The following is a 20,556-nucleotide window of genomic DNA, read 5'->3' as shown; positions in this document are numbered from 1 at the left end:
TCTGTCAGCAGCTAATCAAGAAGGGGACAGTAATGAGTCTCATCGAAGTCAAGGTTCCGGATATCGGCGATTTCAGCGGCGTCGATGTCATCGAAGTCAACGTGAAGCCAGGCGACGTGATCGAAAAAGAGCAAACGCTCATCACGCTCGAATCCGATAAAGCCTCCATGGAAGTGCCCAGCGACGTCGCCGGCACGGTCAAGGAAATCAAGGTCAAAGCCGGCGAGAAAGTCTCGCAAGGCACCGTCATCGCCATCGTCGAAGCAGCAGCAGGCGCCGCCGCACCCGCGAAAGCACCCGAGGCAGCGAAACCCGCACCGGCTGCACCCGCTCCGGCCGCCGCGCCGCAAGCCGGCAGCTATGCCGGCGCGGTGGACATCGAGTGCGACATGCTCGTGCTCGGCGCCGGCCCCGGCGGCTACTCGGCCGCGTTCCGCTCAGCCGACCTCGGCATGAAGACGGTGCTGGTCGAACGCTACTCGACGCTCGGCGGCGTGTGCCTGAACGTTGGCTGCATCCCGTCGAAGGCGCTGCTGCACACGGCGCTCGTCATCGACGAAGCCGCGGCGCTCGCATCGCACGGCATCACGTTCGGCAAGCCGGAGGTCGATCTCGACAAGCTGCGCGACTTCAAGGGCGGCGTCGTCAAGAAGCTGACGACGGGCCTGGCCGGCATGGCGAAGGCGCGCAAGGTCGAAGTCGTCACGGGCGTCGGCGCATTCGTCGATCCGTATCACATGGAAGTGCAGGGCGAAAACGGCAAGAAGGTCGTCAAGTTCAAGCAGGCGATCATCGCCGCGGGCTCGCAAGCCGTGAAGCTGCCGTTCATGCCGGAAGACCCGCGCGTCGTCGATTCGACGGGCGCACTCGAACTGCGCCAACTGCCGAAGCGGATGCTGGTGATCGGCGGCGGCATCATCGGCCTCGAAATGGCAACGGTGTACGCGACGCTCGGCGCCGAGATCGACGTGGTCGAAATGATGGACGGCCTGATGATGGGCGCGGACCGCGATCTGGTGAAGGTCTGGGAAAAGTACAACGCGAAGCGCTTCGGCAACGTGATGCTGAAGACCAAGACGGTCGGCGCGGAAGCGAAGGAAGACGGCATCTACGTGAAGTTCGAGGGCGAGAAGGCGCCGGCGGAAGCGCAGCGCTACGACCTCGTGCTCGTCGCGGTGGGCCGCAGCCCGAACGGCAAGACGATCGGCGCCGACAAGGCCGGCGTGGCCGTCACCGACCGCGGCTTCATCGACGTCGACAAGCAGATGCGCACGAACGTCCCGCACATCTTCGCGATCGGCGACGTCGTCGGCCAGCCGATGCTCGCGCACAAGGCCGTGCATGAAGGCCACGTGGCAGCGGAAGCCGCGCACGGCGAGAAGGCGTACTTCGACGCGCTGCAGATTCCGTCGGTGGCCTACACCGATCCGGAAGTGGCGTGGGCCGGCAAGACGGAAGACCAGTGCAAGGCCGAAGGCATCAAGTACGGCAAGGCGGTGTTCCCGTGGGTCGCATCGGGCCGCGCGATCGCGAACGGCCGCGACGAAGGCTTCACGAAGCTGATCTTCGACGAGGAAACCCATCGCGTGATCGGTGGCGGCATCGTCGGCCTGAACGCGGGCGACCTGATCAGCGAAGTGTGTCTCGCCGTCGAGATGGGCGCGGACGCGGAAGACATCGGCAAGACGATCCATCCGCACCCGACGCTCGGTGAATCGGTCGGCATGGCCGCCGAGTTGTACGAAGGCGTGTGTACGGACCTGCCGCCGCCTGGAAAGGCCTGATCGACATCAGGGCCTGCATGTCGCAAGTATGACGAATAGCGGGTTTTCCCGAGCGTGCGCCGAGAATGTCTGTTTTTGGTGATAACTCGACTTTTTATCGGAATTTTCCGCGGAGCCGGCTGGCATAAACTCGTTCATCAGGTGATGTTGTTCGAATGCGTGCCGGAGCGGAAATCGATGGTCTGCCCGAAAGCGAGCGTTCGAACCTCAGGGCACCGGAGCCTTGTGCAAAGAGGAGACCCAGGCCATGAACGTTGCGCTGGACAGGATAGACCTTAGCATCCTGAGTGAACTTCAGGAGGACTCAAGTTTGACGAATCTCGAACTGGCGGCTCGAGTCAACCTGTCGCCCTCTCCCTGTCTCGTCAGAGTCAGAAATCTGGAGCGTCTCGGTGTAATCAGCCGGCGCGTCGCCGTGCTCAATGCGTCCCTGCTCGGCCTGGGCGTCATGGCCATCGTCGAGATCAGTCTGGAGCGGCAGGGCATGCAGGCGCGGGAGAGTTTCGCCGACACGGTCAGAGGCATCACCGAAGTCATGGACTGCTTCATGATGACCGGGCAAACCGACTATTTGCTGCGGGTGGTGGCGAGGGATCTCGTCGAACTCGAACACATCATCACACACAAGCTGACGTCGCTTCCCGGTGTGGCCAGCGTTCGCTCGAACGTCGTCCTGAAACGGCTTGCCAACAAGACGACGCTTCCTATCGACAAGACACGGCCTATCCAGATTCATGGCCTGGCGCAGGCGTCGTGATCACATCGCGTGAGGTGTTCTCATGAGTAACGCAATGTCCGCCGGCCGGCCGGTGGATTCGCGCGCCGACATCGCAACGGCGTCGGAGATTATCGAAGAAGCGCGCGCCGGGCGCATGTTCATTCTGGTCGACGACGAGGATCGCGAGAACGAAGGCGACCTCATCATTCCCGCGCAATTCGCCACGCCCGACGCCGTCAACTTCATGGCGACGCATGCACGTGGCTTGATCTGCCTCGCGATGACACGCTCGCGCTGCGAATCGCTGGGCTTGCATTTGATGAGCCAAATCAACGGCTCGCGGCACGAGACGGCCTTCACGGTGTCGATCGAGGCGCGTGACGGTGTGAGTACCGGCATCTCGGCGGCCGACCGTTCCCGCACGATTTCGATTGCGATCAATCCGGAAACGGGGCGCGACGAGCTCGTTTCTCCCGGGCATGTCTTTCCGCTCATGGCGCGCGACGGCGGCACGCTCGTGCGCGCGGGTCACACCGAGGCGGCGGTAGATATCGCCCGTCTGGCCGGGCTCGCGCCGGCTGGTGCGATCTGCGAAATCATGAACGACGACGGCACTATGGCGAGGCTGCCGGACCTGGTCGCCTTTTCACGGCGGCATCAGCTGAAGCTGGGCACGATCGCCGATCTCATCGCGTATCGCCGACGAACGGAAAGGCTCGTGGAGGCCGTTGAACACGGGAGCTTTACCGAGCCGAACGGAAGGCATTGGCGGATCGTCGTCTACCGGAACCGGATCGATCAGGTCGAGCATATCGCCATCGTCATGGGCGATCTGCGGGGCGCGGACCCTGTTCTCGTGCGCATGCATGCGATGGATACCATGAACGACGTCATCGGCGGTCACCATCTGGCGTCTCTACGCGGCGCCGCGCGTTTGCTGGCGGACGAGAACCGCGGCGTCATCGTGGTGATCCGCGAGTCGCGCGTCACGGCCGTGTCGGAACGTGTGCGTTCCATGATGCACCCCAAGCCTGCCGAGCCGGAACTGCGTGATTACGGAATAGGCGCGCAAATTCTCACCGAACTCGGCGTGAAGAACATGATCCTGCTCTCCAATCATGAAAGAACGATCGTGGGCCTGGAGGGCTATGGTTTGAACGTGGTGGAGCAGAGAAAAATAGAGCGTATCCACGACGATCAGGAAGTTTGACGCCGTCCGGTCGTGCCGCCGTGCCGATGCAGAAATCGGGCTCTCCCGTTCTAGTTGCGGTGGCGTTTTTCCGGATGAAGTCGTGTCGCTCATTGCAGAGCGTTTCGTGACCAGAAGAGCAACTGGAGGAGGAGAGATGAGACACGCAGAAAACTTCGGCATCGTCGGCGAGCGCGCGAGTGCCATAGCTGCGGGGCGACCCGCATGAAAACAACGGCAGACAATCCCTATACGATCGGACTCGAGCGCGACCGGGCGAACTTCGTTGCCTTGTCGCCGCTGACGTTTCTCGAACGCGCCGCGTCTGTCTGGCCGGAGCGCACGGCCATCGTGCACGGCACGATTCGCCGCGACTGGGCCGAAACCTATCGACGTTGCCGGCTGCTCGCCGGTGCGCTGCGCGGGCGCGGCATTGGCAAGGGCGATACGGTGGCGATGATCGCGGCCAATACGCCGGAACTGTTCGAGGCGCATTTCGGTGTACCGCTTTGCGGTGCCGTACTGAATACCATCAACACACGGCTCGATGCCGACACGATCGCTTTCATTCTCGACCACGGCGACGTGAAGCTGCTGATCACCGACCGTGAATTCTCCCCGACGGTCAAGAAAGCCCTGGCACGTCTTGGCCGCGTCATTCAGGTCATCGACATCGACGATCCTCAGTGTAGAGAAGGCGATCTGCTCGGCGAAAAAGACTACGAAGCGTTGCTGCAGGAGGCCACGCACACGGAATTCTCTGTCGCGATGCCGGAAGACGAATGGCAGGCCATTTCGCTTAACTACACATCCGGCACGACGGGCAATCCAAAAGGCGTGGTGTATCACCATCGCGGCGCATATCTGAACGCCGTGTCGAATGCACTATCGTGGCATCTGGACGAGGACACGACCTATTTGTGGACCTTGCCGATGTTTCATTGCAATGGTTGGTGCTTTCCCTGGACCATGGCGTTGGTGGCCGGCACCAGTGTCTTTCTGCGTCATACGCGGGCCGAGCGGATTCTCGCCGCCATCCGCACCGAGGCGGTCACGCATTTTTGTGCCGCGTCCGTGGTGTTGAACATGATCAATAACGCCGCGCCGGAGCTGAAAGCGGGCATTCGTCACGGAGTCAAGGTCATGACCGGCGGTGCGCCGCCGCCGGCTTCGGTGATCGCCGGCATGGAGCGCATGGGCTGGGAGGTGACGCATGCCTATGGGTTGACCGAGTCTTATGGGCCGGTCGTGCAATGCGTGTGGCGCGAGTCGTGGAATGCGCTCGATCTCGATGCGAAAGCGCGACTCAAGGCCCGCCAGGGTGTGCGCGGCCCTGTTCTCGAGGCAATGATGGTGGCCCACCCGGATACGCTGGAGCCCGTTCCAAAAGACGGGCAAACGCTCGGCGAGGTATTTCTGCGTGGCAACAACGTCATGATGGGCTACCTGAAGAATCCGGACGCAACCGCGGAGGCATTTTCCGGCGGGTGGTTTCATACAGGCGATCTCGGGGTGTGGCATCCCGATGGCTACCTGGAAATCAAGGATCGCTCGAAGGACATCATCATCTCGGGGGGCGAAAACATTTCGTCGATCGAGGTCGAGGACATACTGTATTCCCATCCCGCTGTTCTGGAGGCGGCAATCGTCGCGCGTCCCGACGACAAGTGGGGCGAGACACCTTGTGCTTTCATCACGCTCAAAGACGATTCGGTCGTGACCGAAGCAGACATCATCGCGTTTTGCCGCGAGCGGCTGGCACATTTCAAGGTGCCGAAGACCATCGTGTTCTCGCTACTGCCGAAGACTGCGACCGGCAAGATCCAGAAGTTCAACTTGCGGGAGCGAGCGCGCCAGCTGTGAAAGAGGCGGCGGCGTAGCGCCAGCCGCCGCGTTTCGATCAACGCGACGAAGCCTCCTTGTTGTCCACTCGAAATTTGCCGGGACTTTGTCCCATGGTCTTCTTGAACATGGTGATGAACGAATTCGGACCTTCATAGCCGAGCTCGAGCGCCACCGCGTGAACCGACGCGCCTGCCGACAATCGCTGAAGCGCAATGATGATATGCAGGCGCTCGCGCCAGCGCCCGAAGGTCATGCCGGTTTCGCTGCGTACCAGTCGCGCGAGCGTACGTTCGCTCATTGCATATCGGCGCCCCCATTCCGCGATCGTGCTGCGGTCGGCGGGGTTGTCGAGCAACGCCGAAGCGATCTGTTGAAGCCGGGGATTGTCGGAGATCGGGAGAAAGACGTCGTCGGGCGCCAGCAGCGCGAGCTGATCCAGCAACACTCTGGCGAGCCGACCCACCGGGCCGTCCTTCGGATAGTCGGGTGGGAATCTGGCCAGTGAACGGATCAGCTCGCGGATGAGCGGCGTGATCGTAAAGCTGCGGCAGTCGGTGGGCAGACCGGCTTCGTCCGGTGGAATGAAGATGACGTACAGCTTGGCGAAATCGGAAGCATGATTGCTGTGAGGAATGCCGCCCGGAATCCACACCGCGCCGTTGGGCGGGACGATCCACCATCCGCTCGGTGATCGACACATGACCGACCCGCTCAATGCGACGACCATTTGCCCCTTGCGATGAACGTGCATTGGCAGCTCATCCTCTTTTGCACTCGTCTCCAGAAGAACGGAAATGACCGGCAAATCGACGGAGTCCGGATCGAACGGTTGATAGTTGATCTTCACCTGGTCTGTCATGGCTCGCGAAGCGGACATACGGATTTCGGGAGTTTCGGGTTCCACGTTTCACTCGCTTTCTGCGCCTGCCCGGCCTCGGTGAATTCATGTGTCGTCGCCCTCGGCGCAACATATTGTGGGCCATCCGACTGACGCGATTTTAATCCGCCGAATCAACGATGGCGCCCGTAAATCAAAATTAAATTTGGCCCGGCTGGACCTACACTGACCCGATGAAAAATGACGGGACATCAGGTATGAAAACCGACGAATTGATTTGCACACACGTCGACGCGGACATCGTGCGGCTGACGATCAACCGGCCACCGGCAAACGCGCTGAGCGAACCGCTCATCACCGCATTGATTTCCATCTTCCGCGACCTCGCTCAACAAGACGTGCCACCCGGCATCGTGCTCACCGGCGCGGGAGAGAAGTTCTTTTGTGCCGGTGGTGATATCAATGAAGTGGCGGACCATGATCTCGCCCTGTCGCGCATGGAAGCGTTCCACGCGTTCCTGGCGCAACTCGAGCAGTATCCGAGCCCGCTCGTGTGCGCGGTCAACGGTTATGCAGTGGGCGCCGGATTCGAAATGGTGCTGCATGCGGATTACGTCGTCGCGTCCGCCGAATCCCGGCTGGGATTTCCCGAGATCAATCACGGCTTGCTGCCCGCGGCAAAAGGCATGCGCCACGCAGCGGCCCTGCTGGGTCAACGTGCCGCGCGTTCGCTGCTTTATTCAGGCGAACTGATCACCGCCGGAGAAGCGCTGGAGATAGGCGCGGTCGACACGATATCCGCGCGTGATGAAACGCTGCGAGACGCGCTGGCCAAATGCCGCGAGCTTTGCACCAAAGATCGCCAACTCTTCGCCGCCATCAAGAGAACGCTGCGCGAGAGTCCGCGGATGAACGACGCATCTCTGCTGCAGATGACGCTCGATGACCTGCGTGGATATCTCGGTAACGCGAAGACCGCGGACGCGAGATCCAGATTTCTGAACCGCAACAAGAAGGCCTGATCGTGAGCAATCTCCCACTACCGGAAACGCTGCATCTCGCGCGCATGACGTATGAGGACGTGGCGGCCGCATTGGCCATGCAGTTCGATCGCGTCATCATTCCTTGCGGCGCAATCGAGCAGCACGGCCCCCATCTGCCGCTGAGCATGGATGCCGATCATGCTGACGCGCTGGCGGTGGAAATCGCCACGTTGCTGGGGCGAACCCTAATCGCACCGACGATACAAGCGGGATGCTCGAAGCACCACATGGCCTTCCCGGGCACGATCTCGTTGCAGGAGCACACGTATGCCGCGCTCTGCCACGATTACTGCGTGAGCCTCGCGACACACGGATTCAAGCGCATCTACCTGTTCTCGGCACACGTCGGCAACTTCAATGCCCTTCACGCGATGTTGCCGGGATTGCGACAGGCTGTCGGGCCGGACGTCGAGGTGCTTGCCTATACGAATCATCAGGCGTGGCTGCGTGAATGGCGACTGGCGGTCGAGGAAGCCGGCGGCGATCCGGAATCCGTGGGCGGACACGCCGACATCGCCGAAACCTCCCTCATGATCCACCTTCATCCCGACAGTGTCCGACTCGCTCAACTCACGGCAGGCCATGTGGGCGTCATGACGACCGAGCAATTGAACCGGATGTGGAAGGAAGGCGTGGCGTCCCTCTCCCGAAACGGCGTGCTCGGCGATGCGCGAGGATCATCACGCGAGATTGGCGAGGCCTGTCTGCGTGCGACGGCCAGACTTCTCGCGTCGGCATTTGCAGCCGAATCATCGACGTAGAAAAGGGCGGAACGCCGGCAGCATGATCTGCCGGTATCGGCAAGGTCGCGGCATGAAAAGAATAAAAAATGCTGCGGGATATGCGGCAATATTCATTCACGGAAACAAATAAGAGATCAAGTCAGAAACGGCAAACAGATCGATAGGGATTCCTATCCATTCTGGCCGAGACGTTTCTAAATCAAGTGCAAGGGCGATGTTCATGGTTCAACGGCACGACAGTGACCGGAACCTCGGCAACAGTTCGCGCGCGCCGTGAATTTTCAAATTACGACTGTCAAGGAAGAGAAAATGCCATTGAAATTTGGTTTTTGGTCCGAGCAGGAGACGCAGGTCGGGCATAGCTACTCGAACAGGCTTCGCGAGCTGGTTCGCGAAGCGCTTTTCGCGGAGCAAATGGGTTTCGACTTCGTTGCGTTGTCGGAGCAGCACTTTGCGCTTGGCGGAGTGTCGAGTTCGGCGCCTGAAGTGGTCTTTGGCTATCTCGCAGCCGTCACTTCGCGAATCAGGCTTCGTCCTGCCGTGGCGTTGATGCCGAAGGCCATCAATCACGCACTGCGTACCGCGGAACGGCTGGCGGCCACCGACATCCTCTCCGACGGCCGGATGGAGATGTATTGCGGGCGCGCGAACACGACGATCGCAATGCGCGCGTTCAACGTATCGCCCGAGGAAACCCTGCCGCAAATGGAAGAGGGCATGGCGCTGTTGCGCAAAGCGATGCGTGAGGACGTTTTCACCTTCGAGGGAAAGTATTACCAGGTGCCGCCCCGGTCGCTCGTGCCGAAGCCGTTGCAAAAACCGTATCCCGTGCTCGGCGTTGCCGCCACCAGCGCGAACAGCCACGCTTGGGCCGGCTCGGAAGGCCTCGCGGTGATGAGCCATGCGATTTATCAGGGATGGGAAAAACAGAAGGGTCTGCTGGACACCTACTGGAAGAGCTGGAAGCGCGATGAGACCGGACCGTTGCACAAGCCGCGTGCCGGCATGCCGCTCTTCATCGGTATCGGCAAGACCGACCAGGAAGCGAAGGACATTTACGCCCGCGCGATCATGAACTACGCGCGCATCTCGACCGACGCCTATCCGCGGCTCGCCAAACTCGCGGACAACTACGCGTACATGGCCGAAAGCGTGTCCGCGATGCAACGCGCCGCCGAAGATTGGGACTACCTCCTGAACGAATCCGCCACCACGGTGTGCGGAAGCCCCGATACCGTCATCCGTCAGTTGGAGCAATACGAGAAGCTCGGAATCGACGAGGTGCTGCTGCATATCGACTCGGTACCGCACGAGCAGATCATGTCGGCGATCGAGATGGTGGGTCGCTACGTGATTCCTCATTTCAACGATCGCAACAATATCGTCCGCCCGACCGACGAGTTGCTCGAGAAGATTCGCGCGATGCGCCCGCAGGCTGCCAACCCGCAGCACACTCAAGGATGAACCTACGTATGAATACGTCTTCGCGCTATCAGTATCTGAATGTCGAACAACGGTCCTCCGGTGTCGCGATTGTCACGATGAATCGTCCGGAAATCCTGAACGCCATCAATTGGGACATGCACGGCGAACTGGAACGGGTGTTCGTCGATCTGGATCACGACAAATCGGTCAAGGCGATCGTTTTGACCGGCGCCGGCCGCGGTTTCTGCTCCGGCGGCGATCAGAAGTCGATCGACAATGGCGATATCCCGTCGGCGACGCGCGGCGGTCGTCATCTCGTGAGAAACATGCTCGAGGTCGAGGTGCCGATCGTGGCGGCGGTCAATGGCGTGGCCGTGGGTCTGGGCGCGACGCTGGCGCTGTTCTGCGACATGATTTATGCGAGCCCGACCGCACGGTTCGCCGATACGCACGTCAATGCCGGTGTCGTCGCCGGCGACGGTGGTGCTGTGATCTGGCCGCTTCTGCTCGGGCCGGTCCGCGCTCGGCACTATCTGATGACGGGCGACTTCATCAGCGCCGAGGAAGCGCTGACGATGGGGATGATCAACAAGATCGTCGAAAGCGACAAGCTGCTGGAGGCGGCGATCGATTACGCGGAACTGCTCGCGAGCGGTCCGCGCGACGCGATCGTCTGGACGAAATACTGTGTCAACAAGCTCGTCAAGCAGAATGCCCATCTGCTACTCGATACGTCGATCGCTCTGGAGACGATCACGTTCACTTCCCCCGAGCGCCGCGCAGCGGTGGCTTCGTTCACCGAAAAGCGCAAGCGCTTTGGAGAAAACTGGAAATGAGCGCGGCACCGTGGACTTCCGGCAGTCAATTCGCGACCACCACTATTCCGGCCTTGCTGATCGAGCGCGTGAAGAACGACGCCGACGCTAACGCGTTCTTTCAGAAGCGTGCCGGGGAGTGGGTGCCCACCACCTGGAAAGGCTATGCGAACGCAGTCTGTTCCGTATCCGCCGCCCTCAGGGCGGCCGGTGTAGCACGAGGCGATCGGATTGCCATCATGGGCGACGTATCCCGGGAGTGGCTCATTGCCGACATGGCGACGATCTGCTCGGGAGCGGTGACGGTAGGCGTCTATTTCACCGCGTCGGTCGAGGAGGTCCGCTACCACCTGGAGGATTCAGGGGCGAGACTCGCCTTTGCCGGAAGTGCCGAACAGCTTCGGATCATGGAAGCGGCCGATACGTCCCGCAGGCTCCTCAAGATCGTGGTGCTCGATCCGGACTGGAAGCGCTCGCCTGGCGAAACCGGCATGAATGTCGTTTCACTCGCCGAGTTCGCGTCGCATTTTGCCGGCGACGAAGTCGCTTACCTGCGTGAGCAGTCCGAGCTTGCGAGGCCGACGGACCTGGTGAGCCTGGGTTACACCTCCGGAACCACGGGGGCGCCCAAAGGTGCAATGCTGACGCATGTGTCGATGCTGGCGGGCGCGTTCACGTGGCCGACCTTCTGTCCGGCGATATTGTCCGAACCGCAGCGCATGGTGGTCCATCTGCCGCTTTCGCACACGGTCGCGCGCATTCAGGCGACGACGCTGCCGTTGATCGCGAAGACGGTACCTTACTTCGTCGACGTGTCGGCCGATTTCGCGAAGTGCATTCAGGAAGTCAGACCGACGTCCTACATGGCGCCGCCGCGCTTCTATCAGAAGTTCGCGACCCAGATCATCAACCACGTAAACGGCAGCAGCGAAGCCGAGCAGAGAAACTACAAGCTCGCACTTGGCGTCGCGCGGGAAGTGCTGGCCGATCGACTGGACGCAGGCACGGGCGACCCATTCAAGGAACAGCTCTACGCCACCTGCCGTGAGCACGTTTTCAAGCCGTTGCTGGCCAGAATCGGCTTCGACGATCTGCGCTATCCGTATACAGCCTCCGCTCCAGTGCCACCCGAGGTCGTCACACTGTTCCAGTTGTGGGGCGTCAACCTGAAAGAGAATTACGGGCAAACGGAGATGGTCGGCGGAAACCTCGCGCAGGTGACCGACTGGTCGAGGCCTGGCAATTCCGGCGTGCCGCTTGACGACCCCGCCTGGGAAACCCGTGTGTTGCCGGACGGTGAAATGATCGTTCGGGGGCCGGGGCTGTTCATCGGCTACTGGAACAAGGAAGCCGAAACGAAGGCCGCGTTGCGGGACGGCTGGCTGTATACCGGCGACATCGTCGACGTCGGCGCGGACGGTTCGTACAAGCTGATCGATCGAAAGAAAGAGCTTATCAATACGGCCGCCGGCAAATCGATCAGCCCGGTGCAGATCGAAAACGAACTTCGCCAGAGCCCGTACATTACCGAGGCACTGGTGATTGGGGAAGGGCGCAAGTATCTGACGGCGTTGATCGAAGTCGACGGCACGCTCACCATGGACTGGGCCCGGACGCGCGACCCTTCGGTCACGCAGTACGCCGATCTGGCCACCTCGCAGATCGTTATCGACCTGCTCCGTGAAGAAGTGGAAAAGGCGAATGCGAGGTTGGCGCGGGCAGAGCAGATCAAGGCGTTCAGGATATTCCCCGAGGAACTCACACCGGAAAATGGTGTGATGACCGCCACGCGCAAGAAACGCCGCAAGGCATTGATGGCACGCTACGAGCACATTATTGCCGGCCTTTACGACGATGCCGAAGAACAGTTGATCAAAGAGCAGCTTGCCGGTTCAGGGCCAGCAGCTTCCGTTCACCAGCAATAGGAATCGCCGGCAGCGCAACTGGCCACGAGAACCTGTCGACGGTGCGGCGCGGGCGATGAACGGTGTAACGCCACGGGTACTTCACCACGCTGCTTCATGTCAGTACCTGTGGCGCTCCGCCATGAAGCTGCACCCCGTTCCGTCCACCGAGAGAGGTACCGCCGTGATAGCACTTTCCCCTGACCGCACGACCTTCCGCGAAGCCATGTCCCGTATCGGCGCCGCGGTGAATATCATCACCACCACGACACCTTCCGGCGATGTCGGCATGACGGTGTCCGCGGTGTGCTCCGTCACCGACGACCCTGCTACGGTGCTCGTTTGCATAGGCCGGTCCAGCCGTCAATTTGGCCACTTCAGCAAGGCGGGCATCATCTGTGTCAACGTCCTTTCCCATGAGCACGAGATGCTTGCACCGATCTTCGCGGGCAAGGGCGATGTCCAGATGACCGAGCGCTTCACGTACGGCGAGTGGATCCGTCTCGTCACGGGTGCGCCGGTGCTGGCCACAGCGGCCGCGAGTCTCGACTGCACGGTGGACCGAAGCATCGACATCGGCACTCATACGGTCTTTTTCTGCGCCGTGCAGGCGGTACATCTCGGTTCCGCGTGTTCGGGCCTCGTCTATCACGGGCGCGCTTATCATCGGCTGCCGCAGCAGCATGCGTAACACGGCGCGGCTGTTCCCGACCGACCACAAGGCCACGCCGATGGTTGCCGTTCGAAGTTTCTGCTGCGCTCATGTAACAAAGGGGGGGATGTATGTGCGAAGATTTTGCTAATGCGCCTTCAAGACCTTGCAATGTCGCTTGACCTTCGCCGCACCGCATTAGCGGAATAGCCGGACACGATTAGCGCACGAACGGACACCATTAGCCGTATCTACGAACTGCAACAGCCGCTCCCGTGCGGCATGGCGATCCTGGCAGACGGCGCGGCGCCGCGCGGCGCGGACGCGGCCCCGGCTGATGACTGCTGCGTTTTAGGACAGCGGCTGCCGCAAAACCGCCATTCACTGTCGCGTGCAAGTTCCTGACATCGGGATCGACGCGCCAGTGAGATAGGGGACCTTATCACGACGGCACGAGTGCCGGCTCACACTTTGATTTCGCACGACGTGTGGTCGAAGCTGCCAGCCCTGTAACGATGTCGCGAGAGAGTTGACACCGAGATTCGCGACGCCGCGCTCGGTGACAACTTCAATGCGCAGCAAGCAACTCAATGGTTCTTCGCGAATTGCCCTCTGGCGGTTAGCGTCGCTGGGCGACGGGACATTTTTCCTTCGCAAACCGTGACACGGTTATTTGTGTCTACGGCTGCCGACACCTGAAAAAACCTCATTTTGTTAAGACCTCCTACCCCGGCCTCGCGTCGCTGGCAGGAGCAGGAGCCAGGGCAGGAGCCGTTAGCGGAACGCCCGCATCTGCCCCGTCATCATCTGCAGCATCTTGTTGGCGGCCACCGAGAGCTTGCGGCCCACGCGCGTGACCATGTGCGCCTCGGCGTTCTCGAGAATCGGATGCGCGATCTCGATCGCGAACAGTTCCTTGGCCTGCAGTTCGGCCGCCACCGCGAAAGCCGGCATCACCGAGATGCCGAGCCCCGACTTCACGAATTCCTTCAGGATCGCGAAGGAATTGGTGGTGATGATCGGCGCGAGCCGTACGCGCTCGGCGTATTCCACGGCCTCCATCATCTGCCGCGTGCCGTAGGACGGGTGGGTGGCCGCCAGCGGGTAGGTGGCGAGCTGCTGCACCGTCAGCACCTTGTGGCTGCGGCGCGGGAAGTCGGGGCCGACGATCGCCATCATCGGCTGCCGCTTCGAGGCGCGCGACACCAGCTTGGGTTCGGCGGGCGGGTTGTAGACCAGGCCGATCTCGCCCTCGTCGTTCGAGATTTTGCGGATCACGTCGTTGGTGCTGCCCACGTCGAGGTTGACACGGATCCCGGGGAACTGCCGGCAGAACTGCTGCATCGGCCCGGCCAGTAGATCCGAGACGAAGCCCTCGCCGAGCACCAGGCTGACCTGGCCGGTCTTGAGCCCGCGCAGCTCCTGCAGGCGCGAGATCAGGTCGTCGCGATGCGCGAGCTGCTCGCGGAAATACTCGATCACGCAGCGTCCAGCGTCGGTGGGCGTCACGCCGCGCGCGTGGCGCTCCACCAGGGTGGCGTCGAGCTCCTTCTCCAGCAACCCGATCTGGCGGCTCACGGCCGAGGGCGCCACGTCGAGCCAGTCGGCCGCGGCGCGGATCGTGCCGCAGCGCACGGCCTCGTAGAAATAGACGATCCGGCTGTCGGTAAGGGTGTCGCTCATGATCCAGGTGTTCTAAAAAAGAGAACAATCTCAATATTGGCGTTGATTGATTATACGGATCGCCGGACCGAACATCGTAGCCATGCAAGGCGGGCGCAAGCTGGCGCGCCGGCCTCGAACCAACAGCTATCAGGAGTCGTCGGATGAAAACGGTGGGCGTGATCGGTCTGGGCAACATGGGGCGCGGCATGGCAGGTTCGCTGCGGCGCGGCGACTACACGGTGCTTGGCTACGACGCGGCGCCGGGCGTGGCGCTCGCGCTGTCCGAGCAGGAGGTGCTGTCGGCGCGCGATTCGGTGGCCGAGATCGCGCGCGACGCCGACGTGCTGCTGCTGTCGCTGCCGACGTCGGCGGTGGTCGAGGCGGTGGTGCTGGGCGCGGGCGGCGTGCTCGAGAACGCGAGGCCGGGCAGCATCGTGATCGACACCACCACGGCCGATCCGGACAGCACGCGGCGCGTGGCGGCGGCCCTGGCCGAGCGCGGCATCGGCTTCGTCGACGGCCCGGTGAGCGGCGGCCCGAAGGGCGCGGCCACCGCCACCATGACCATGGTGCTGGGTGGCTCGGACAGCGATATCGCGGCCATCGAGCCGATCCTCACGGCGATCAGCGCCAAGCGCGTGCATGTGGGCCCGGTGGGTGCCGGCCACGTCACCAAGCTGCTCAACAATCTGCTGACCGGCGTGCACCTGCTGGCCGCCAGCGAGGCGGTGCGCACCGCGCGCGCGGCCGGCGTCGATCCGGAAAAGCTGGTCGAGGCGCTCAACGGCGGCTCCGGCCGCAACAGCGCGACGCTGACCAACTACCCGACCTGGATCTTCAACCGCAAGTTCGATTCCGGTTTCACCATGAAGCTGATGCGCAAGGACGTGCGGCTCGCGCTGGGGTTGCTGGACCAATTCGACAGCGTCGCGCCGGTAGCGCGCGAGGCGGCGCGCGTGTGGGCCGCCAGCGAGGTGTCCGTCGCCGACGGCGAGGACTTCAACCGCATCGTCGACTTCCTCGACCCTGCCTGAGGCCGGGCAGCCCGCGCCACGATCCCGCTCGACCCACAGATACGGAAACCTGACATGACCCAGCACGCAGACCAGTTGCTCACCGCCTTCGCGCATTTCTTCCCCGGCGCCGCCACGATCGGCTCGTATATCGACGGCGAGCTCGTCGCCGGCCAGGGCGACACGATCCAGCTTTACGATGCGGCGACGGGCGAGGCCACGCTCGCCTATCGCGACGCCGGCGCAGCAGTGATCGACCATGCCGCCGAAAGCGCGCGCCGCGCGCAGCGCGAATGGTGGGCGCTCACGCATGCCGCGCGCGGCCGCGTGATGCAGGAGGTGGCGCGCGCGATCCGCGCCGAGGCCGAGGCGATTGCGCGGCTGGAGGCACTGGGCTCGGGCAAGCCGATCCGCGACTGCCGGGGCGAGGTGGGCAAGGTCGCCGAGATGTTCGAGTACTACGGGGGCTGGACCGACAAGTTCTACGGCAGCGTGATCCCGGTGCCGACCTCGCACCTCAACTACACGCGCCGCGAGCCGGCCGGCGTGGTGCTGCAGATCACACCCTGGAACGCGCCGGTGTTCACCTGCGGCTGGCAGGTGGCGCCCGCGGTGGCGATGGGCAACGGCGTGCTGCTCAAGCCCTCGGAGCTGACGCCGTTCACCTCGCTGGCGGTCGCCCGACTCGGCGAGCGGGCCGGGCTGCCGCGCGGCCTGGTCAACGTGCTGGCCGGCTTCGGTCACACCGCCGGGCAGGCCGCGATCGCGCATCGCGTGGTGAGCAAGGTGGTATTCGTCGGCTCGCCGGCCACCGGCGCGCGCATCGCCGAGGCCGCCGCGCGCCGCGTGCTGCCGTGCGTGCTGGAGCTGGGCGGCAAGTCGGCCAATATCGTGTTCGCCGACGCCGACCTCAAGCGCGCCGCGCTGACCGCCCAGGCGGCGATCTTCGCTGGCGCGGGCCAGAGCTGCGTGGCCGGCTCGCGTCTGCTGGTGCAGCGCGCCGTCTACGACGAATTCGTCGCGATGGTGGCTGCCGGGGCGAAGAAGATCCGCGTCGGTGCACCGCTCGACGATGCGACCGAGGTGGGCCCGATCAACAATCGCAAGCAGTACGACCACGTGATGTCGATGATCGCGCGCGGCGTGGCGGCTGGCGCCACGCTCGCCTGCGGCTCGGCCGAGCGCGTCGGGGAGGGCGGCGGCTACTTCGTGGCGCCCACCGTGCTGACCGGCGTGTCGAACGCGATGGAGGTCGCGCGCACCGAGATCTTCGGGCCGGTGGTGGCGGCCATTCCGTTCGACACCGAGGACGAGGCGATCGCGATCGCCAACGACACCGACTTCGGCCTGGCCGGCGCAGCCTGGACCACCGACGTGGCGCGCGCGCATCGCGTGGCCGCGCAGGTGAACGCCGGCACCTTCTGGGTCAACGGCTACAAGACCATCAACGTGGCCTCGCCGTTCGGCGGCTACGGCATGAGCGGCTACGGCCGCTCGAGCGGGGTCGAGGCGCTGTACGAATACACGCAGACCAAGAGCGTGTGGGTCGAGACGGCCGAAGCGCCGCCCACCGCGTTCGGTTATCTGTAACCACCGGCCCGCATTCGACGGCAGCCGGGCTTCAAGGGGAGATTCGTCATGGAACACGCACTGGGTATCGAGCGCCGCGAGCTTGGCGGCGCGGCCACCGCCAAGGTCCTGCTTTACGCGGCCGGCATCCTGCTGGTCGCCGAATGGATCGGCTCGTTCACGTTCAAGCTCGGACCGGGCAAGGTCGTGCTGCTGCCGATGATCTGGGCACTGCTGCTCGGCGCCGCGGTGGGGCTGGCCAGCGCGCGCTGGAACAGCAGCGCGCGCCTGAGCGTGCCCGACCAGTTCTTCGCGGCAGCGATCCTGCAGCCGGCGCTGCTGCTGTTCGTCTCCAAGCTCGGGCTGATGGTGGGCAGCGCGCTGCCCAAGCTGGCGTCGGCGGGCTGGGCGCTGGCCTTCCAGGAATTCGGCCACTTCGTCGGCACCATCCTGCTCGGCCTGCCGCTCGCGTTGCTGCTCGGCATCAAGCGCGAGGCGATCGGCGCGACCTTCTCGGTGGGCCGCGAGCCGAGCCTCGCGATCATCGGCGAGAAGTACGGCATGGATTCGGCCGAGGGCCGCGGCGTGCTGGCCGAGTACCTGACCGGCACCGTGTTCGGTGCGGTGTTCATCGCCGTGTTCGCGGGTTTCGTGAGCAGCCTCGGCATCTTCGATCCGCTCGCGCTGGCGATGGGCTCGGGCGTCGGCTCGGGCAGCATGATGGCGGCCGCCTCGGGCGCGATCGCCGCGCAGCAGGACCCGGAGACGGCGAAATCGGTGCTCGCCTTCGCCGCGGCCAGCAACCTGATCACCACCACCATCGGTACCTACTTCACGCTGTTCATCTCGCTGCCGCTCGCGGTCTGGGGCTATCGCGTGCTGGAGCCGCTGATCGGCCGCACCACCAAGGCATCGGCGCAGCCCGAAGTGGCCAGCCCGTCGCTGGGCGAGGTGCGGACCGAGGCGCCCGCGCTTGGCTACGGCGGCAAGCTGCTGGCCTGGATCGTGACAGCCGCGATGGCGCTGGTGTGCGACTGGATCGCCCACGGCACCACACCGCTGGCGGGACTGCCGGGAATCGCGATCATGGTGTGCGCGACGATCGTCGGCGATGCGCTGGCGCGCGTGACGGGGCGGCGGATTCCGGCGGTCTGCTGGGTATCGGTGGTGGCGATGTTCCTGACCTCGCCGTGGTGCCCGTGGGCTTCGCAGATCGCCGCGCTCAGCTCGCACAACGATTTCCTCGGGGTGACCACGCCGATGCTGGTGTTCGCGGGGCTGTCGATCGCCAAGGACATTCCGGCCTTCCGGCGGCTTGGCTGGCGCATCGTGCTGGTGTCGTTCGTGGCCAATGCCGGTACCTTCATCGGCGCGACCCTGGTGGCGCAGCTGTTCCGTATCTGATGCCTCGCGGCACGGCGGCGGGCGGCATGGGCTGGCCCGCCGCCGTGCCGCGATGACCAACAAGAGCGCTCCCATCCCCATGAAACTGATCGATTCCATCGTCGCGCACGCCGACGAACTGACGGCGATACGCCGCGATATCCATGCCCATCCCGAGGTGGGCTACGACGTGTTCCGCACCGCCGAACTCGTCGCCGAACGGCTCGAGCAATGGGGTTATACCGTCACGCGCGGCGTCGGCCGCACCGGCGTGGTCGGCACCTTGAAGCGCGGTGGCAGCGCGCGCGCGATCGGCCTGCGCGCCGACATGGATGCGCTGCCCGTGCAGGAGGCCAACACCTTCGCGCATCGTTCGACGGTGCCCGGCGCGATGCATGCGTGCGGCCACGACGGGCACACCGCCATGCTACTGGGGGCCGCGCGCCATCTGGCGCGGCATGGCGAGTTCGACGGCACCGTGCAGCTATTCTTTCAGCCGGCCGAGGAGGCGGGCGGCGGCGCGCGCGCGATGATCGAGGACGGCCTGTTCGAGCGTTTCCCGGTGGATGCCGTGTTCGGGCTGCACAACTGGCCCGGCATCGCGGCCGGCGATTTCGCGGTGCGGCCAGGGCCGCTGATGGCCTCGACCAGCCTGTTCCGGATCAACTTGCGCGGTGCCGGTTGCCACGCGGCCATGCCGCACCTGGGCCGCGATCCGGTGTTCGCGGCGGGGCAGGTGCTGAGCGCTCTGCAGGGGATCGTCACGCGCAACCGAAATCCGATCGACGGCGCGGTGCTGTCGGTCACGCAGGTGCATGCGGGCGAGGCGATGAATGTGGTGCCGACCGATGCGTGGCTCGGCGGCACGGTGCGGACCTTCTCCGATGCGACGCTCGACCTGATCGAGACGCGCATGCGCGCCGTGGTGGCCGGGACGGCCGCGGCCTTCGATTGCGAGAGCGAGGTGGATTTCCAGCGCCAGTATCCGGCTACCGTGAACGACGCCGAGCAGACCGCGGTGGCGGTGGCGGTGATGCGCGAGCTGGTGGGCGACGCGCATGTGAACGCCGCCGTCGATCCGACCATGGCGGCGGAGGATTTCTCGTTCATGCTGCGCGAGAAGCCGGGGTGTTATGCGTTTCTCGGGAATGGGGTGGGCGATCATCGCGTGCATGGGCATGGCGGCGGCCCTTGCCTGCTGCATAACGCCAGTTACGACTTCAACGATGCGTTGCTGCCGGTGGGGGCGAGCTATTTCGTGAAGTTGGTGGAGCGGGTTTTGGGGCGGTAGGGAGGCGGTGCTGAATTTTCGGGACTAGCGAGCGCCGTCGGGGTGATCTCGGTATCGGTGGCGCTCGTGGGTCAAGTTCTTTCAGTCGCTTGCCGGGGAGCGTTATGGGCACGGCAAGACTCGCGGGGAGCGGGGACTGGAGACGGACGAATGCGTCGTCGCACTAATCGGATGGCACGACGATTGGCTGCGCGCCGCGCAGGCGGTCGTTGCCAAGGCGCTCGAGCGCCTTGAGCGAATGCGTGGGCGACCTGCGAAACACATTCCTCCAGCCTCACCATACCGAACTACGATTCGTTCTCTCATGCGCGGCCGACAACGCCATGATTCTTCGTGAGTTTCCCTTCGGGCGGTTAATGGCACCCGGCGAAGTGACATCTTTACTTCGCAAACGGTGACAACTTTATTTCTGTCTACGCGAGGCTCGCGCGGTCTGACACGGTAGCTCTGGCTACATGCTCACCGCGGACGGTTCGCCTTCTGTGTGGGCGCCTTCGTTCGCGCCCGGTGCCATCTGCATAGCCAGCGCGAGTACGCGAAGCGGGCGCTCGTCTCGCCGAGATCCTTGTTCGCGAGGCTTGCGTACGGAGTGGCAATGGCACGCGGCAATGACGCTGCCGCCTCACGAGCCCGATTGCCGCATTTGAATCCGTGGCATCCGGATCGCGGCCATAGTCCG

Annotated in this window: 16 protein-coding genes; 14 read left to right on the top strand and 2 right to left on the bottom strand. The window is 63.5% G+C overall.

Annotated features, from left to right (window positions below; translation table 11 throughout):
- Positions 1–32 precede the first annotated feature (32 nt).
- From lpdA to ACVK00_RS31825, 4 genes are all read left to right on the top strand, one after another.
- On the top strand, positions 33–1,784 hold the full coding sequence (gene lpdA / locus ACVK00_RS31840; RefSeq protein WP_354123379.1) for a dihydrolipoyl dehydrogenase: 1,752 nt from the start codon (positions 33–35) through the stop codon (positions 1,782–1,784).
- A 247-nt stretch (positions 1,785–2,031) separates the two neighbouring features.
- Positions 2,032–2,541, top strand: coding sequence for an Lrp/AsnC family transcriptional regulator (locus tag ACVK00_RS31835; protein ID WP_059694533.1), 510 nt, complete (start codon positions 2,032–2,034; stop codon positions 2,539–2,541).
- Between the two features lie 22 nt (positions 2,542–2,563).
- Positions 2,564–3,712: a 3,4-dihydroxy-2-butanone-4-phosphate synthase gene (gene ribB / locus ACVK00_RS31830; protein ID WP_284900207.1), complete on the top strand. Its 1,149-nt coding sequence runs from the start codon at positions 2,564–2,566 to the stop codon at positions 3,710–3,712.
- Positions 3,713–3,916: 204 nt separating this feature from the next.
- Complete coding sequence (locus tag ACVK00_RS31825; RefSeq protein ID WP_354123380.1) at positions 3,917–5,554, top strand: acyl-CoA synthetase; 1,638 nt, start codon at positions 3,917–3,919, stop codon at positions 5,552–5,554.
- 37 nt (positions 5,555–5,591) lie between these two features.
- On the opposite strand, the gene ACVK00_RS31820 is transcribed toward ACVK00_RS31825, so the two are convergent.
- Entirely contained in the window at positions 5,592–6,413 is an 822-nt protein-coding gene (locus ACVK00_RS31820) for an AraC family transcriptional regulator (protein WP_350227451.1), read from the bottom strand.
- Between the two features lie 218 nt (positions 6,414–6,631).
- Between ACVK00_RS31820 and ACVK00_RS31815 the strand changes: the two genes are divergently transcribed.
- The 6 genes from ACVK00_RS31815 to ACVK00_RS31790 all read left to right on the top strand — a co-directional run bounded on the left by ACVK00_RS31815 (position 6,632) and on the right by ACVK00_RS31790 (position 12,995).
- On the top strand, positions 6,632–7,396 hold the full coding sequence (locus ACVK00_RS31815) for an enoyl-CoA hydratase/isomerase family protein (protein WP_284900202.1): 765 nt from the start codon (positions 6,632–6,634) through the stop codon (positions 7,394–7,396).
- A gap of 2 nt (positions 7,397–7,398) precedes the next feature.
- Positions 7,399–8,178 carry a creatininase family protein gene (locus tag ACVK00_RS31810; RefSeq protein WP_284900199.1) on the top strand — a complete coding sequence of 260 codons (780 nt, stop codon included), beginning with the start codon at positions 7,399–7,401 and terminating at the stop codon, positions 8,176–8,178.
- Positions 8,179–8,469: 291 nt separating this feature from the next.
- Positions 8,470–9,624: an LLM class flavin-dependent oxidoreductase gene (locus tag ACVK00_RS31805; protein WP_284900196.1), complete on the top strand. Its 1,155-nt coding sequence runs from the start codon at positions 8,470–8,472 to the stop codon at positions 9,622–9,624.
- Complete coding sequence (locus tag ACVK00_RS31800) at positions 9,621–10,421, top strand: enoyl-CoA hydratase/isomerase family protein (RefSeq protein ID WP_350227450.1); 801 nt, start codon at positions 9,621–9,623, stop codon at positions 10,419–10,421. The genes ACVK00_RS31805 and ACVK00_RS31800 overlap by 4 nt, the downstream gene beginning before the upstream one ends.
- Positions 10,418–12,325, top strand: a complete 1,908-nt coding sequence (locus ACVK00_RS31795; RefSeq protein ID WP_284900192.1) for an AMP-dependent synthetase/ligase — start codon at positions 10,418–10,420, stop codon at positions 12,323–12,325. The genes ACVK00_RS31800 and ACVK00_RS31795 overlap by 4 nt, the downstream gene beginning before the upstream one ends.
- 121 nt (positions 12,326–12,446) lie before the next feature.
- Positions 12,447–12,995, top strand: coding sequence for a flavin reductase (locus tag ACVK00_RS31790; RefSeq protein ID WP_284900190.1), 549 nt, complete (start codon positions 12,447–12,449; stop codon positions 12,993–12,995).
- Between the two features lie 735 nt (positions 12,996–13,730).
- Here ACVK00_RS31790 and ACVK00_RS31785 read toward each other — a convergent pair.
- A complete protein-coding gene (locus ACVK00_RS31785; protein WP_006753468.1) occupies positions 13,731–14,639 on the bottom strand; it encodes a LysR family transcriptional regulator in 909 nt (302 codons plus the stop codon).
- Between the two features lie 128 nt (positions 14,640–14,767).
- Here ACVK00_RS31785 and ACVK00_RS31780 point away from each other — a divergent pair, with 128 nt between their 5' ends.
- From ACVK00_RS31780 to ACVK00_RS31765, 4 genes are all read left to right on the top strand, one after another.
- Positions 14,768–15,655 (top strand): NAD(P)-dependent oxidoreductase, encoded by an 888-nt coding sequence (locus ACVK00_RS31780; RefSeq protein WP_284900219.1) that lies wholly within the window; start codon positions 14,768–14,770, stop codon positions 15,653–15,655.
- 54 nt (positions 15,656–15,709) lie between these two features.
- On the top strand, positions 15,710–17,224 hold the full coding sequence (locus tag ACVK00_RS31775) for an aldehyde dehydrogenase family protein (RefSeq protein WP_284900186.1): 1,515 nt from the start codon (positions 15,710–15,712) through the stop codon (positions 17,222–17,224).
- A gap of 48 nt (positions 17,225–17,272) precedes the next feature.
- Entirely contained in the window at positions 17,273–18,607 is a 1,335-nt protein-coding gene (locus ACVK00_RS31770) for a DUF3100 domain-containing protein (protein WP_284900185.1), read from the top strand.
- A 79-nt stretch (positions 18,608–18,686) separates the two neighbouring features.
- Complete coding sequence (locus tag ACVK00_RS31765) at positions 18,687–19,877, top strand: M20 aminoacylase family protein (protein ID WP_284900184.1); 1,191 nt, start codon at positions 18,687–18,689, stop codon at positions 19,875–19,877.
- Positions 19,878–20,556: the final 679 nt, after the last annotated feature.

The sequence above is a fragment of the Burkholderia sp. PvR073 genome (assembly GCF_054055695.1).
This window is presented reverse-complemented; position numbering and strand designations above follow the sequence as displayed.